Source organism: Sphaerisporangium album, from assembly GCF_003323745.1.
Classification (GTDB): Bacteria; Actinomycetota; Actinomycetes; order Streptosporangiales; family Streptosporangiaceae; genus Sphaerisporangium; species Sphaerisporangium album.
Genome location: NZ_QOIL01000007.1, coordinates 149,502 through 163,418, shown reverse-complemented (window position 1 = coordinate 163,418; position 13,917 = coordinate 149,502). Strand labels below are relative to the sequence as shown.

Annotated in this window: 14 protein-coding genes; 13 read left to right on the top strand and 1 reads right to left on the bottom strand. The window is 73.4% G+C overall.

The window, feature by feature from the left end:
* Positions 1-15: 15 nt before the first annotated feature.
* The 10 genes from DQ384_RS14695 to DQ384_RS14650 all read left to right on the top strand — a co-directional run bounded on the left by DQ384_RS14695 (position 16) and on the right by DQ384_RS14650 (position 7,796).
* Positions 16-171 (top strand): thiocillin family RiPP, encoded by a 156-nt coding sequence (locus DQ384_RS14695; RefSeq protein WP_114029347.1) that lies wholly within the window; start codon positions 16-18, stop codon positions 169-171.
* A gap of 45 nt (positions 172-216) precedes the next feature.
* Positions 217-384 carry a thiocillin family RiPP gene (locus DQ384_RS14690; protein WP_114029495.1) on the top strand — a complete coding sequence of 56 codons (168 nt, stop codon included), beginning with the start codon at positions 217-219 and terminating at the stop codon, positions 382-384.
* Between the two features lie 61 nt (positions 385-445).
* Positions 446-610 carry a thiocillin family RiPP gene (locus tag DQ384_RS14685; protein WP_114029494.1) on the top strand — a complete coding sequence of 55 codons (165 nt, stop codon included), beginning with the start codon at positions 446-448 and terminating at the stop codon, positions 608-610.
* A 49-nt stretch (positions 611-659) separates the two neighbouring features.
* Positions 660-827: a thiocillin family RiPP gene (locus DQ384_RS14680; protein WP_114029346.1), complete on the top strand. Its 168-nt coding sequence runs from the start codon at positions 660-662 to the stop codon at positions 825-827.
* Between the two features lie 244 nt (positions 828-1,071).
* On the top strand, positions 1,072-2,175 hold the full coding sequence (locus tag DQ384_RS14675; RefSeq protein WP_114029345.1) for a PqqD family peptide modification chaperone: 1,104 nt from the start codon (positions 1,072-1,074) through the stop codon (positions 2,173-2,175).
* A complete protein-coding gene (locus tag DQ384_RS14670; protein WP_114029344.1) occupies positions 2,172-4,613 on the top strand; it encodes a lantibiotic dehydratase family protein in 2,442 nt (813 codons plus the stop codon). The genes DQ384_RS14675 and DQ384_RS14670 overlap by 4 nt, the downstream gene beginning before the upstream one ends.
* The gene (locus DQ384_RS14665) at positions 4,610-5,509 is read left to right on the top strand and encodes a thiopeptide-type bacteriocin biosynthesis protein (protein WP_114029343.1); all 900 of its coding nucleotides are present in this window, start codon (positions 4,610-4,612) and stop codon (positions 5,507-5,509) included. The genes DQ384_RS14670 and DQ384_RS14665 overlap by 4 nt, the downstream gene beginning before the upstream one ends.
* 90 nt (positions 5,510-5,599) lie before the next feature.
* A complete protein-coding gene (locus tag DQ384_RS14660) occupies positions 5,600-6,607 on the top strand; it encodes an ABC transporter ATP-binding protein (protein ID WP_114029342.1) in 1,008 nt (335 codons plus the stop codon).
* Positions 6,604-7,365, top strand: coding sequence for an ABC transporter permease (locus tag DQ384_RS14655; RefSeq protein ID WP_114029341.1), 762 nt, complete (start codon positions 6,604-6,606; stop codon positions 7,363-7,365). Before DQ384_RS14660 ends, DQ384_RS14655 begins: the two co-directional genes overlap by 4 nt.
* Positions 7,362-7,796 (top strand): hypothetical protein, encoded by a 435-nt coding sequence (locus tag DQ384_RS14650; protein ID WP_114029340.1) that lies wholly within the window; start codon positions 7,362-7,364, stop codon positions 7,794-7,796. The genes DQ384_RS14655 and DQ384_RS14650 overlap by 4 nt, the downstream gene beginning before the upstream one ends.
* Here DQ384_RS14650 and ligD read toward each other — a convergent pair.
* On the bottom strand, positions 7,756-8,751 hold the full coding sequence (gene ligD / locus DQ384_RS14645; protein ID WP_114029339.1) for a non-homologous end-joining DNA ligase: 996 nt from the start codon (positions 8,749-8,751) through the stop codon (positions 7,756-7,758). The two genes, DQ384_RS14650 and ligD, sit on opposite strands and share 41 nt — an antisense overlap.
* Before the next feature lie 85 nt (positions 8,752-8,836).
* Here ligD and DQ384_RS14640 point away from each other — a divergent pair, with 85 nt between their 5' ends.
* From DQ384_RS14640 to DQ384_RS14630, 3 genes are all read left to right on the top strand, one after another.
* A complete protein-coding gene (locus DQ384_RS14640; protein WP_114029338.1) occupies positions 8,837-9,757 on the top strand; it encodes an LLM class F420-dependent oxidoreductase in 921 nt (306 codons plus the stop codon).
* Positions 9,758-9,838: 81 nt separating this feature from the next.
* Positions 9,839-11,404 carry a 3' terminal RNA ribose 2'-O-methyltransferase Hen1 gene (locus tag DQ384_RS14635; RefSeq protein WP_114029337.1) on the top strand — a complete coding sequence of 522 codons (1,566 nt, stop codon included), beginning with the start codon at positions 9,839-9,841 and terminating at the stop codon, positions 11,402-11,404.
* Positions 11,397-13,910 carry a polynucleotide kinase-phosphatase gene (locus DQ384_RS14630; RefSeq protein ID WP_114029336.1) on the top strand — a complete coding sequence of 838 codons (2,514 nt, stop codon included), beginning with the start codon at positions 11,397-11,399 and terminating at the stop codon, positions 13,908-13,910. Before DQ384_RS14635 ends, DQ384_RS14630 begins: the two co-directional genes overlap by 8 nt.
* Positions 13,911-13,917: the final 7 nt, after the last annotated feature.

Sequence of the window (13,917 nt, the reverse complement as noted above, 5' to 3'; positions counted from 1 at the left end):
AGAGGCGTCACCGTGATGTCGCACATCGAGTTCGACCTGTACGCCCTGAACGGTGACCTCGCGATCGAGGAACTTCCGCAGGGCAACGCCCTCGCCTGCGCCGCCTGCTTCCCGTGCGCCTCCTGCAACGCGTGCACGAGCTGCGTCTCGACGCAGGCCACCATCGCCTAGGCGCCCTCGGGCGCGACCCCCGAAATCCCGAAAGGAGTGAAGCTCATGTCCGCGAACCAGTTCGAGCTGTACGCCATCGACGGTGACCTGGCGATCGAGGAGCTGCCGCAGGGCAACGCCCTCGGCTGCTGGTTCTCCGCCTCCTCGGCGTCCACCGCGTCCTGCCCCGGCAGCTCCGCCGCGAGCGTCGGCAGCGCCTCGACCTTCGGCTGACAGGCCGGCTCGCTTCGGCCGCCCGCGTCGGCCCGCGTCCCCGTGATGGGAGGTGAACCACATGACCACGGACCAGTTCGAGCTCTACGCCCTGGACGGCGACTTCGCCGTCGAGGAGCTGCCGCAGGGCAACGCCCTCGGCACCTTGAGCAGCACGACCACCGCGGCCTGCGCTGCCTGCCCCAGCACGGTGTCGAGCGTCGCCTGCGTCGGCTGCTTGGGCTGACAGGCCGGCTTCATTGGCCACCCGCGTTCCCCGATGGGAGGTGAACCACATGACCACGAACCAGTTCGAGCTCTACGCCCTGGACGGCGACCTCGCCGTCGAGGAGCTCCCGCAGGGCAACGCCCTCGGCAGCTTCAGCAGCGCGACCTCCGCGTCCAGCGCTTCCTGCCCCGCCAGCTCGGCCTCGAGCTTCACCACGGCCTCCACCTACGGATGATCGACCCGGCGGGGGCGCCGCGACCGGCTGACACCAAGCGACGCCGCCCCGCCCGATCGGCCTGAATGGAAGCACCAACAGGCAATGCCGTAGGCCGGGCAATCTTACCAAGATCCCGGAATCCGGTGCAAGATCGCCCAGGGCCGTCAGGGCCATACCCGGCGGCCCTGGGCGCCGCCGTCACCCGACAAGTTTCCGCGCCGTTCGACCTGTCAGGTCCGGCCGCGCACGGGAGGCAGACAGCGTGATCAGCACATCTCCGAAGCTCCGCGACGAGCTTGAGGTCATCCGCGGGATGGACGACATTCCGCTGATCTACGACCCGGTCACCGGGAACTACCACCGGATCACCCGTGCCGGCGAAGTCGTGCTCAACTTCCTCGACGGCACCCGCAGCAGGGACGACCTCATCCAGTTCTTCGCCGACCACAACCGCGACCGCTCGGACACGGTGAAGAGGCAGCTCGACGGCTTCCTGACCAGCCTGGCCGACAGCGGGCTGCTGGTCGGCACCGACCTTCCCGAGAAGGCCCCGCGGCCCGGCGCGCGCGTCCGCACGTCCATGTTCATGCCCCGCGTGATCATCTCGCGGGCGCTGCCCACGCTGCTGGAGCCCCTGGCCCGCGTGCTGCGCCGGGTCCCGGCGTGGATCCTCGCCGGGCTCGCCGCGGCCGCCGCCCTCACCGGGTTCGCGTTCGGCTTCCACACGCTGTTCACCGGGGTGCCACCGCTCACGCAGATCATCGGCCCCGCGTTCATCGTGGCCACCGCCGCGCAACTGCTGCTCGTCCTCGCGCACGAGACCTCCCACGCCCTCACCGCGCAGGTCCTCGGCGTCCCGGTGCGCGGGCTCGGCGTCGCCCTGCTCTTCTACTTCATGCCGGTCGCCTACGTGGACCGGACCGACGCCTATCGGTTGCGCGGGCGCGGCGGGCGCGTCGCCCTGGCCCTGGCCGGCATCGCGAGCGACGGCGTCTTCTGCGGCCTGACCGGCCTGGTGGCGCTCAACAGCACGGGCTTCGTCCAGCACACCGCCGCGTTCCTGCTCGGCATGCAACTGCTCGGGATCGTCATCAACCTCAACCCGCTGCTGCCCAGCGACGGTTACACCGCCATCGAGGCCGCCACGGGTCTCGTCGACGCGCGGGGCCGCGCGTTCGCGCTGCTGCGCAACGTGGCGTCCCGCAAGGAGCTGCCCGCCCACCTGGCGAACCTCAGCACGCGCGCCCGGATCACCTACATGGCCTACGGGCTGGTCTCGGCGGCGTACATCTGCTTCCTGGCGTACTCGGTGCTGCACACCATCCCGGTGATGGTCCGCCTCGCGCTGTCGATGGTGGGCCGATGACCGCCCAGGCGACCGCCCCCATCACCATCGTCTCCACGCCGGTGCTCACCCGGGTCGGCGGGCTGCCCTGCGACGTGCTGGACATCGCCGGCCCGGCGGCGCGCGGGCTGCTGGCCGAACTGGCCGCCGGCGAGGAGCGGCTGCGCGAGCTGGCCCCGGGCCTCATCGACATGTGCTTCGCGCTGGTGCCGCGGCTGGACGACGACGTGCCGCTGCGGCGGCGGGTACTTTCCGGCAAGCGCGCGCTCAACAAGCTGGCCCCGCTGCCCTGGGACGAGGAGGTCCGCGCCCGGCTGGCCGCGCGGGTGACCGCCGAGGACGCCGCCGGGGTCGAGGACTGGGTGCGGCTCACCGACGCGCGGGCCGAGCTGACGCTCAAGCTCGGCGACCAGCTCGCCGCCGACCGCGCCGCCGCCGTCGAGGGCCTGCGCCGGGCGCTGGCCTCGCCCGGGTTCGCCGAGTCCGTCGCCCTGGCGGCCCCCGACTGGATCCGGCACGGACGCCGCCGCGCCGGATCGGCCCGCGACCTCAAGACGCTCTACTCCTACGTCTCGCGCGCCGCGGTCAAGACCAGCCCGTTCTCCGGCCTCACCACGGTCGGCGTGGCGGGGGAGCAGGGGCTCGGGCGGGCGCGCAGCCGCGCCTCCGCGACGCTCGCGCACCAGGCGCTCCAGCGGCTGGCCCGCGACGAGAGGACCGCCGCCCTGCTGCGCTACCGGCCCGCCCCCGTGCGCCCCGGCGGCCCCGACGAGCCCTCGGGCCTGCTGCTGCACGCCGAGGTGATGATCGCCGGGGGGGTCATCTGGCGCCACGACCGGGTGGTCGAGGCCGACCACGCGCTGCCCTGGGTCGCCGGGCTGCCGGCGCCGCTCACCTTGGGCGAGCTGCTGGCCAGGATCGGCGGCGAGCGTCCCTTCGCGCGGTTCCGCAGGCTGCTCGACACCGGCCTGGTGCACCCCATGCCCCCGTGGGACCGGGCGGAGGATCCGCTTCCCGCGCTGGCCGTGCTCGCCGAGGGCGGTCCGATCCCCGCCGGCGACCTGCGGCGCGCCCACGAGCTCGGGGCCACGGCCCACCGCATGGACGTGGGAGGCAGGATCGAGGCCGCGGCCGGGATCCAGCGGGTGACCTCGGGCTGGGCCGAGCAGCGCGACGAGGGGGAGCGCGGGCCGAGCGGCCTCATCTACGAGGACAGGGAGACCGACCTGCGGCTGCCCGACCCGTGCGCCGTGCCCGAGGTCCGCGCCGACCTGGAGAGCCTGGGCGCGCGCATCCGGCCGTACGTCTTCCGCTCGCACGTCTACGACCTGCTGGTCGAGCGCTTCCGCGCGGAGTTCGGCCCGGGCGGCGCCTGCCGCGACCCGCTGGGGTTCCTCATGCGGCTGACCGTGGACCGCGACAGCAACCCGCCGCTGGACGCGGCCTCCGCGGCCGACCTGGCCGCGCGCGCCGCGCCGGGCGAGCGGGCGTGGCTGCCGGTGGGGCCCACCAGCGCGCCGCCCAGCGCGGGCCTGCTGTTCCAGCTCGAGGCGGCGGGGTACGACGAGGTCGCCGCGGGGCGGTACCGGCTGGTGCTCAACCACTTCAGCTCCGGCGGCGGCGGCCTGTTCACCCGCTTCGGCGCCCTGCTGGGCGACGACTTCCGGCGGCGGCTGGCCGCCCACGTCGTGCGTTCCCGCGGCGGAGTGCGGTGCCGCGAGCTGGTGGTGTGGACCGACTGCAACACCGTGCAGGCCGAGTGCGCGGGCCTGCTTCCGCCGCTGCTGCTGCCCGGCGAGCTCGGCGCGGCGTCCGGGATCACCCTGGACGACACCGTGCTCGCCCATGATCCGGCCGACGACACCCTCTCGCTGTTCGACCGGCAGGGCGACCCGATCGGCCTGGCCTACCTGGGCCTGATCCCGCAGCACCTGCAGCAGTCCTACGTGCGGCTGCTGGCCGCGCTCGCCGACCCGTGGGTGAACGCCTCGCCGGACTCCGACTACACCCTCACCAAGGCGCACGAGCTGGCCCCCCTCTGCGGCGGGGACGTCGTGGAGGTGCCCCGCGTCGCCGAGGGCCGGGTCGTGACCCGGCGGGCCTCGTGGGTCGTCCCCGTCGGCGCGATCCCGGCGCCGGGCGACGACGGCGACGCCCGGTTCGCGGTGCGGCTGGACGCCTTCCGCCGGGCCCACGGGATGCCCGAGGAGGTCTTCGTCCACCAGCTCGGCGGCATGGGCTTCGGGGGCACCGGCGACCGCAAGCCGATGTGGGTGTCCCTGGCGTCCCCGCTGTCGGCGGGCGTCCTCGCACAGTGGCTGAGCCCGGCGACCACCCACGTCCGCATGGTGGAGGCGCTGCCGGAACGCCACCTGCAGCCCCAGCTCGACGCGCAGGGCCGGCGCCGGGTGACCGAGCACGCGGCCCTGCTCTACTGGCCGAAGGACGGCTCCGCATGACCGCGATCCAGACGACGTACGCACGCACCGCGCCGGCGGGCTTCGCGGGGCCGGGGACGGACTGGTGGTACGTCCGCGCCTACCCCGGGCACGCCGACCTGATGGACGACGCCACCCGGGTGCTGCTCCCGTGGCTGCGCGCCCAGGCGGCCGGAGCGGGGGCGCCCGCGTGGTACTTCACCCGCTACTTCGACATGACCGGCCACCACCTGCGGCTGCGGCTGGCCTGCGCGCCCGAGGTCGCCGACCGCCTGCACGAGCGCGTCCCCGAGATCCTCGGCATGCTCCACGAGCTGCGCGGCGGCCCGGCGGAGCGGCTCGTCCCGGGCTCGGTCCCCACGGGCCTGCCGAGCGTCCGCCGGGTCAGGCCGTGCCTGTACGCGCCGGAGCTGGCCAAGTACGGCGGCCCGCGCGGGGCCGCCCTCGCCGAGGAGCTGTTCACCGCGGCCTGCGAATGGTACGTCGACAACGACCTGGCCGGGCTCGCCCCGCTGTACGACCGGGCCGCCGTGGCGGTGGCGTTCATGGGGGCGCTGGTGCCCGCGGCGCTCGGCGTGGGCCAGGTCCCGGCGTTCTGGGCCGCGCACCGGCGCCAGTGGGGCCTGCAACTGCGCATGAGCGTCCCCCGGCCCGACGACCTGCGCGCCCTGCTGTCGCGCGCCTCCGCCGGGATCCGGGCGGCGGGCGACGCGCGGGCCCGGCTGCGGCGGGACGTGGGCGAGCGGGTGGACGCGGTCGCGGCGGCCCTGGACCGGGCCGGGCGCGAGGGCAACCCCGTGGAACGCCCGGTCCTGCTGCTCCACTACCTGCACATGGAGATGAACCGGTGGGGCTTCGTGCCGGCCGAGGAATGCCTTCTGGGGATCCTGGTGGCCAATCAGTTTCCGCCTAAATAACTACTTGCCAACTTGGAAAGTGGATGCCATGCTGAATACGGAGAAAGCATCCCGCTTTCCGAGCAGGACGCGACGAGAGGCGGAATCCACATGCCGGTGAACGACTTCGCGATCGTCTTCGAGAACGTCGTGAAACGCTATCCGGGGCCGCACGGCGAGATAACCGCCGTCGACGGCGCCGACCTGTCCGTCGAAACGGGCGAGATCTTCGGGCTGCTCGGCCCGAACGGCGCCGGAAAGACCACCAGCATCGAAATGCTCGTCGGCCTGCGCAGGCCGACGTCCGGGAAGGTCCGGGTGCTCGGGTTCGACCCGGTGAAACAGCGCGACAAGGTGCGCGAGCACGTCGCGATCCAGCCCCAGCAGGCCGCGGTGTTCGACCAGCAGACCGTGGTCGAGCTGCTGCGCACCTGGGCCTCGTTCTACCCGTCCCCCGCCGGAGTGGACGAGGTCATCGCCCGCATGGGCCTCCAGGACGCGCGCGACGTCCGCGCTGCGAAGCTTTCCGGCGGCCAGCGCCAGCGGCTGCTGGTGGCCACCGCGCTGATCTCCCGCCCCCGGGTCCTGGTCCTGGACGAGCCGTCGACCGGCATGGACCCCAACGCCCGCCAGGAGCTGTGGGACGCCGTCCGCGCCCACCGCGACTCCGGCGGCACCGTCCTGCTCTCGACCCACTCCATGGAGGAGGCCGAGACGCTGTGCGACCGGGTGGCCATCATGAACAAGGGCAGGGTCGTCGCCTGCGGCGCGCCCGGCGACCTGGTGCTCGCGCACGCCCCCGAGCGCGAGCTGGTCTTCACCGTCCCGAAGGACAGCGACCTCACCACGCTGGAGTCCTGCGACGGGGTGGTGCAGCTCGCGGCGCACGACCTCGACGGCGGCACGCGGGTCCGCCTGCGCACCACCGACTCCGACTCGGTGTTCGGCGTGCTCACCGGGCCGCTCGGCGCCCGGCAGATCCAGGTCAGGGACGCCGGGCTGGAGGGCGTGTTCCGCCGCCTCACCGGCAGCGCCTTCGCCGAGATGGACGGCGAGCTGGAGACGGCGGGAGCGACCGGCAAGAACGGCGGGAACGTGAAGAAGGGCGCGGTGAAATGACATCCTCGGCCACCCGTGAGCTGACCTCCCTGCACGCGCGCGAGCTCGTGCGGGACCGCAGATACTTCTGGTTCGCGCTGTTCTTCCCGTTCGGGATGCTCGGCATCTTCCTCGGCCTGAGCATGGTCATCCCCAAGGAGGCCGGCGCCCCCGACTTCAAGCAGCTCGTCATCCCCATGGCCCTCTTCCTGGCCGTGACCAGCACCTCGCTGACCGTCACGGCCGGCCCGCTGGCGGCCATGCGCGGAAAGGGGACGCTCCGGCTGCTCGGCACCACCCCGATCGGCCGTGCCCGGCTGGTGTTCACCCACATGAGCGTCCGCGTCGTCATGGTGGCCTGCCAGGCCGTCCTGTTGCTGGCGCTCGCCGTCGCGCTCGGCGCCGTCAGCGTGAGCAGGCTGCCCGCGCTGTTCGGCATCACGCTGCTCGGGCTCGCCATGTTCGGCGGCCTCGGGTACATCATCGGCGGCCGGCTGTCCTCGCCCGACGCGGCGACGAACGTCGGCACGTTCGTCCAGCTCGGGGCGCTGTTCCTCAGCGGCCTGACCTTCCCGCTCTGGCTCATGCCCGAGCCGGTCGCGAACGTGCTCGGCCTCCTGCCCACCACCTTCTTCGCCGACCTGATGATGACGCAGATGCCCGCGGGCAGGGCGTTCCACCCGGTGTGGCTGTCGATCCTCGTGGTCGCCGCCACCACGGCGGTGGCGGTGCTGATCGCCGTGCGCACCTTCAAGTGGGACCAGGGCGAGGCCCGATGAGCCGGGCGGGGGAGCCGGCCGCGTGGACGCGGCGCGAGCGGTGGTGGCACGTGGGGTCGGTGTTCCTGCTCGGCCTGGCCATGCTGGTGCTGACGCTTGCCTACGGCCTGCTCATGGACGGCCCCGCCCAGAGCACGACCTTCGTGGTGCTGCTGATCCCGCTGCTCGTCCTGGTCATCTACACCGCGCGGCGCCCCGCGGTGCCGCGCCACCACCGCACCCTCTACTCCAGCGTGACCCCGATCGGCGCGGTGCTGTACGCGATCACCGTGGTGTTCGGCCGGGTGTTCTTCCCGAGCGCGCTGTGGTGGTGGGTGCCGGGCGCGATCCTGTGCGCCCTGCCCTTCTTCCTCGTCGGCCTGCTCAACCTCCGGGCGGCCGGCGAGGGGGTCACCCCGCCAGCTGGGGCGGGCCGGGGTCCTCGCGGATGACCCGCCCGGGCGCCTTGTCGTCGCGCAGCCCGCGCCAGGACGGGTGGCGCAGGCGGCGGTCGGGCGTCCACTCGGCGTACTGCACCTCTCCCACCAGCGCCGGCTCCACCCAGCGCGCGTCCCTGGCCTGCTCGCGGGGCACCTCGTCCCCAAAGGGGGAGGTGCCCCGGGCGAGCGGGGCGAGGATCGCCAGCAGCTCGCGCAGGGCCTCCTCGGTGAACCCGGTGCCGACGTTCCCCGCGTACACCAGCCGGCCGCCCTCGTTGACGCCGAGCAGCAGCGACCCGATCGTGGCCGAGCGGCGGCCCTTGCCGGGGGTCCAGCCGCCGACGACGACCTCCTGCGTGCGGAAGTTCTTGACCTTGGTCCACTCCGGGGACCGCCGGCCCGGCCGGTACGGGGAGCGCAGCCGCTTGGAGACGATGCCCTCGATGCCGAGCCGCCTGCTCAGGCTCAGCGCCTCGGCGCCCTCGTCGCGGAACCACGCCGGCACCTGCCAGCGGGCGCCCGGCGTCACGATGTCCTCCAGCAGCGCCCGGCGCTCGACGTACGGCAGGGCGATCACGGGATCGGCGCCGACGTGCAGGACGTCGAACAGCATGTAGGTCACCGGTACCGCCTGCACCAGGTGGCGGACCCGCGCCGGGTCGCGCTGGTGCATCCGGGGCTGCAACGCCGAGAAGCTCGGCCGCCCCGCCTCGTCGAAGGCGACGATCTCCCCGTCCAGCACGACGTCGCGCCCGCCCACCGCGCCCGCCAGCGCGTACAGCTCGGGGTAGGCCGTGGTGACGTCCTTGCCGTTCCGCGAGATGAGCGTGAGCGCGGCGTCCTGGACGTACGCCAGGGCGCGCACGCCGTCCCACTTCATCTCGTGGCCCCACTCCTCGTCCACCGCGGGCGCGGGCAGCGGGCCGACCTGGGCCAGCATCGGGGTGTAGGCAGGAAGTCCCCCCATGGGCGTTTTCTTACCCGCCGTGCCCGTGCGTACGAACCCCTACGCCACCCCGAGTTGTGTCCGGCGATGTCGAGATAATGGCCCTATGAGATTGAGGATCTTCACCGAACCCCAGCAGGGCGCCACCTACGAGGACCAGCTCCGCGTGGCCCAGGCCGCCGAGCGTCTCGGGTTCGACGCCTTCTTCCGTTCCGACCACTACCTGAACATGGGCGGCGACCCCGGCCCGGGGCCGACCGACTCCTGGGTGACGCTCGGCGCGCTCGCCCGCGAGACCGAGACGATCCGCCTCGGCACGCTCGTCACGGCGGCCACCTTCCGCCTGCCCGGCCCGCTCGCGATCAGCGTCGCGCAGGTGGACCAGATGAGCGGCGGCCGGGTCGAGTTCGGCTTCGGCACCGGCTGGTTCGACGCCGAGCACAAGGCGTACGGGATCCCCTTCCCGCCGCTCGGCGAGCGGTTCGCCCGCTTCGAGGAGCAACTGGAGATCATCACCGGCCTGTGGACGACCCCGCCGGGCGAGACCTACTCCTTCGAGGGCGCCTACTACCGCCTCGCCGACTCCCCGGCCCTGCCCAAGCCCGCGCAGAGCCCTCGCCCGCCGGTGATCATCGGCGGTACCGGGGCCAAGCGGACCCCGCGGATCGCCGCGAAGTTCGCCGACGAGTACAACGTGCCGTTCAACGTCCTGGACGACACCGCCGCCGCCTTCGGCCGGGTGCGCCAGGCGTGCGAGGCGGCCGGGCGCGGGCCGATCGTGTACTCGGCCGCGCAGGTCGTCTGCGTCGGCGCCGACGAGGCCGAGCTGGCCCGCCGGGCCGCCGCGATCGGCCGCGAGGTGCCGGAGCTGCGGAACAACGGCCTCGCCGGCACGCCGCAGGAGGTGCTCGACAAGATCGGCGCGTTCGCCAAGGCCGGGGCCGAGCGCCTCTACCTGCAGGTCCTCGACCTGTCCGACCTCGACCACCTGGAGCTGATCGCCGCCGAGATCCTTCCGCACGTCTGACGCCCACCGGCCGGGGGCCGGGCGAGGGGGCTCGCCGAATCCGGTGGCCGGGTGATGGTCAATAGGGAAAGATCGGGCAGCGTGCTGCTCGCCATCTCGACGACCACGCGGCCGGCCACCGATCTCGGTTTCCTGCTGCACAAACACCCCGACCGGGTCCAGGAGTTCGCCCAGTCCTTCGGTGTCGCCCGGGTCTTCTACCCCGAGGCGACCGCCGAGCGCTGCACGGCCGCGCTCATGCTGGAGGTGGACGGGGTGCGGCTGGCGCGCTCGCGCACGTCGTCCTCCTCGCCGGCCGACTTCAGCCTCGGCCAGTACGTCAACGACCGGCCCTACGCCGCGTCGTCCATGCTGGCCGTCGCGCTCGCGGACGTCTTCAGGACCGCCCGCGCCGGCATCTGCAAGGCCAGGCCGGAGCTCGCGGCCGGGCCGATCGACCTGGCGATCACCATCCCGGCGCTGCCCTGCCGGGGCGGCGCCGAGCTGGCGCGCCTGCTGTTCGAGCCGCTCGGCTGGCGGGTGGAGGCGACCCCCATCCGCCTGGACGAGGAGTTCCCGGCCTGGGGGGACTCCCGGTACGTGCGCCTGGCGCTGACCGGGTCGGTGCGGCTGGCCGACGCCCTCAACCACCTGTACGTCCTGCTGCCGGTGCTGGACGACGCCAAGCACTACTGGATCGCGCCCGACGAGGTGGACAAGCTGATCCGGGCGGGGGAGGGCTGGCTGGCGTCCCACCCCGAGCGCGGGCGCATCACGCGCCGCTATCTCGGCCGCCGCAGGGCCCTGACCGGCGCCGCGTTCGCCCGCCTGGCCGAACTCGGCGACGACGTCGAGGAGGACCTGGAGCCGCCGGTCGAGGAGGAGCCCATCGAGCCGTCCGCGCGGGCCCTCCCGGAGCCCGGCGAGGCCGGCGCCGAGGTCGACGCCGAGGTCGACGTGGAGACGCTCGCGGAGGCCGATGGCGAGATCGCCGAAGGAGCCGATTCCATCGGGGACACCGGAGATGCCGGGGACGCGGCGGACGCGGGGGACGCGGGGGACGCCGTCAAGCGGCCGCTCAACCACCTGCGCGGCGAGGCCGTGATCGCCGCGCTGGCCGAGACGCACGCGCGCTCGGTCATCGACCTCGGATGCGGGTCCGGCAGGCTCGTCGGCGAGCTGCTGAAGAACCCCGCCTTCACCAAGGTCGCCGGGGTGGACGTCTCGGCGCGGGCGCTGGCCCTGGCCGCGCGCCGCCTCAAGCTCGACCGCATGCCCGAGGCCCGCCGCGAGCGCCTGACCCTCTTCCAGGGCGCCCTGACCTACACCGACGACCGCTTCGCCGGCTACGACGCCGCCGTGCTGATGGAGGTCGTCGAGCACGTCGACCCGCCGCGCCTGCCGGCCCTCGAACGCGTCGTGTTCGGCGCGGCCCGCCCCGGCGTGGTGATCGTGACGACGCCGAACAGCGAGTACAACGTCCGCTACGAGTTCCTGGACGGCATGCGCCACCCCGACCACCGCTTCGAGTGGACCCGCGCCGAGTTCGCCGCCTGGGCGGAGCGGGTCTGCGGGGAGTACGGCTACCGCGTGGCGTACCGGCCGGTCGGCGACGAGGACCCCGAGGTGGGCCCGCCGACCCAGATGGGGGTGTTCAACCGTGACTGAGATCAGCGTGCCGGCGATGTCGCTGGTCGTCCTGGTGGGGGTGTCGGGCAGCGGCAAGTCGACGTTCGCCCGCAAGCACTTCCTGCCGACCCAGGTGATCTCCTCGGACTTCTGCCGGGGCCTGGTGTCCGACGACGAGAACGACCAGGAGTCGACGCCCGACGCCTTCGACGTGCTGCACTACATCGTCGGCACCCGCCTGCGGCGCGGCCTGCTCACCGTCGTGGACGCGACCAACGTCCAGTGGGAGGCCCGCAAGAAGCTGGTCGAGCTGGCCAAGAGCCACGACGTGCTCGTCGACGCGATCGTGCTCGACGTCCCCGAGGAGGTCGCGGTCGCCCGCAACGCCCTGCGCCCCGACCGGGACTTCGGCTCCCACGTGATCGTCCGGCAGCGCAAGGACCTGCGCCGGTCGCTGTCCAAGATCTCCAGGGACGGGTTCCGCCGGGTCCACGTGCTCAGGGGCGAGGCCATCGACGACGCCACGATCACCTACGAGAAGGCGTGGACCGACCGGCGCGAGCTGACCGGCCCGTTCGACCTCATCGGCGACGTGCACGGCTGCCGCGCCGAGCTGGAGTCCCTGCTCATCGCCCTCGGCTGGGAGCTGCGCCGCGACGACGCCGGACGGCCGGTCGGCGCCGCGCACCCCGAGGGCAGGACGGCCGTGTTCGTGGGCGACCTCGTCGACCGGGGACCCGACTCGCCCGGCGTGCTGCGCCTGGTCATGGGCATGGTTGCGGCCGGGACGGCGCTGTGCGTGTCCGGCAACCACGAGCAGAAGCTCGTCCGCGCGCTCGACGGGCGCAAGGTGTCGGTCACCCACGGGCTGGAGCGGTCGCTGGAGCAGCTCGCCGCCGAGCCGGAGGAGTTCCGTGAGGCCGCCAGGACGTTCATGGACGGGCTGATCAGCCACTACCAGCTCGACGGCGGAAAGCTGGTGGTCGCGCACGCGGGCCTGAAGGAGGCCTACCACGGCCGCGCGTCGAGGCGGGTGCGGTCCTTCGCGCTGTACGGCGACACGACGGGGGAGACCGACGAGTACGGCCTGCCCGTCCGCTATCCATGGGCCAGGGATTACCGGGGCCGGGCGATGGTCGTCTACGGCCACACGCCGATCCCGGAGCCCGAGTGGGTCAACAACACGCTGTGCGTGGACACCGGGTGCGTGTTCGGCGGCAGGCTCACCGCGCTGCGCTATCCGAGCCGCGAGCTGGTCTCGGTGCCCGCCGAGCGGGTCTGGTACGAGCCGGCCCGGCCCCTTGCCCCGTCCACCGTGCGCGACCCCGGCGTCCTGGACATCGGCGACGTCGACGGCACCCGGTACGTCGAGACCCGCACCGGCGGGAAGGTCAAGATCCGCGAGGAGAACTCCGCCGCGGCGCTGGAGATCATGAGCAGGTTCGCGGTGGACCCGCGCTGGCTGGTCTACCTGCCGCCGACCATGGCCCCGCCGGCGACCTCCCCGCTCGACGGCTACCTGGAGCACCCGGCCGAGGCGTTCGAGGAGTTCGCCTCCTTCGGCGTCACCGAGGTCGTGTGCGAGGAGAAGCACATGGGCTCGCGGGCGATCGCCGTGCTCGCGCGGACGCCCGAGGCCGCGGCGGCGCGCTTCGGCGTCGTGGACGGCACCTGCGGCACCGTCCACACCCGCACCGGGCGGCCGTTCTTCGGCGACCCGGCGCTGACGGAGGGGCTCGTGGCGCGGCTCAGGGAGGCGGTCTCGGACGCCGGGCTGTGGCAGAGCCTCGGCACCGAGTGGATCGTGCTGGACTGCGAGCTGCTTCCCTGGTCGGCCAAGGCCGAGGGGCTGATCCGCGAGCAGTACGCCTCGGTGGGCGCGGCGGCCCGCGCGGCACTGCCCGACGCGGTGGCGCTGCTGGAGGCCGCTGCCGCGCGGGGGCTGGACGTGGAGGGCCCGCTCGCCCGCACCCGGCGCCGCGCGTCCAACGCCGCCCTGTTCCGTGACGCCTACGCGCGGTACTGCGGGCCGGTGTCGGGGCTGGACGGCATCCGGCTGGCGCCGTTCCAGATCCTGGCGGTGGAGGGACGGGCGACCGCGGCCGAGGAGCCGCACTCCTGGCACCTGGAGACGCTGGCGCGCCTCTCGTCCGACGTGATCACCCCGACGCGGCACGTCTTCGTGTCCCTGGACTCCGAGGAGTCGCGGGCCGAGGCGACCGCGTGGTGGACCGCGCTCACCGGCGCCGGCGGGGAGGGCATGGTCGTCAAACCGGTCCACCCCGGCCCGGGTCGCGTCCAGCCCGGGGTGAAGGTGCGCGGACGCGAGTACCTGCGCATCATCTACGGCCCGGACTACACCGAGAGCATCGACGTGCTGCGGTCGCGGTTCCTCGGCAAGAAGCGGTCGCTGGCGCTGCGCGAGCACGCCCTCGGCCTGGAGTCGCTGGCGCGGCTGGCCGAGGGCGAGCCGCTGTGGCGCGTCCACGAGCCGGTCTTCGCGGTGCTCGCCCTGGAGTCCGAGCCCGTGGACCCGCGGCTCTGAGCGTTCC

Bases quoted from the DNA above. Each gene is read 5' to 3' on its own strand.
- DQ384_RS14695 (WP_114029347.1), top strand. From the start codon at position 16: ATGTCGCACATCGAGTTCGACCTGTACGCCCTGAACGGTGACCTCGCG.
- DQ384_RS14690 (WP_114029495.1), top strand. From the start codon at position 217: ATGTCCGCGAACCAGTTCGAGCTGTACGCCATCGACGGTGACCTGGCG.
- DQ384_RS14685 (WP_114029494.1), top strand. From the start codon at position 446: ATGACCACGGACCAGTTCGAGCTCTACGCCCTGGACGGCGACTTCGCC.
- DQ384_RS14680 (WP_114029346.1), top strand. From the start codon at position 660: ATGACCACGAACCAGTTCGAGCTCTACGCCCTGGACGGCGACCTCGCC.
- DQ384_RS14670 (WP_114029344.1), top strand. From the start codon at position 2,172: ATGACCGCCCAGGCGACCGCCCCCATCACCATCGTCTCCACGCCGGTG.
- DQ384_RS14665 (WP_114029343.1), top strand. From the start codon at position 4,610: ATGACCGCGATCCAGACGACGTACGCACGCACCGCGCCGGCGGGCTTC.
- DQ384_RS14660 (WP_114029342.1), top strand. From the start codon at position 5,600: ATGCCGGTGAACGACTTCGCGATCGTCTTCGAGAACGTCGTGAAACGC.
- DQ384_RS14655 (WP_114029341.1), top strand. From the start codon at position 6,604: ATGACATCCTCGGCCACCCGTGAGCTGACCTCCCTGCACGCGCGCGAG.
- DQ384_RS14650 (WP_114029340.1), top strand. From the start codon at position 7,362: ATGAGCCGGGCGGGGGAGCCGGCCGCGTGGACGCGGCGCGAGCGGTGG.
- ligD (WP_114029339.1), bottom strand. From the start codon at position 8,751: ATGGGGGGACTTCCTGCCTACACCCCGATGCTGGCCCAGGTCGGCCCG.
- DQ384_RS14640 (WP_114029338.1), top strand. From the start codon at position 8,837: ATGAGATTGAGGATCTTCACCGAACCCCAGCAGGGCGCCACCTACGAG.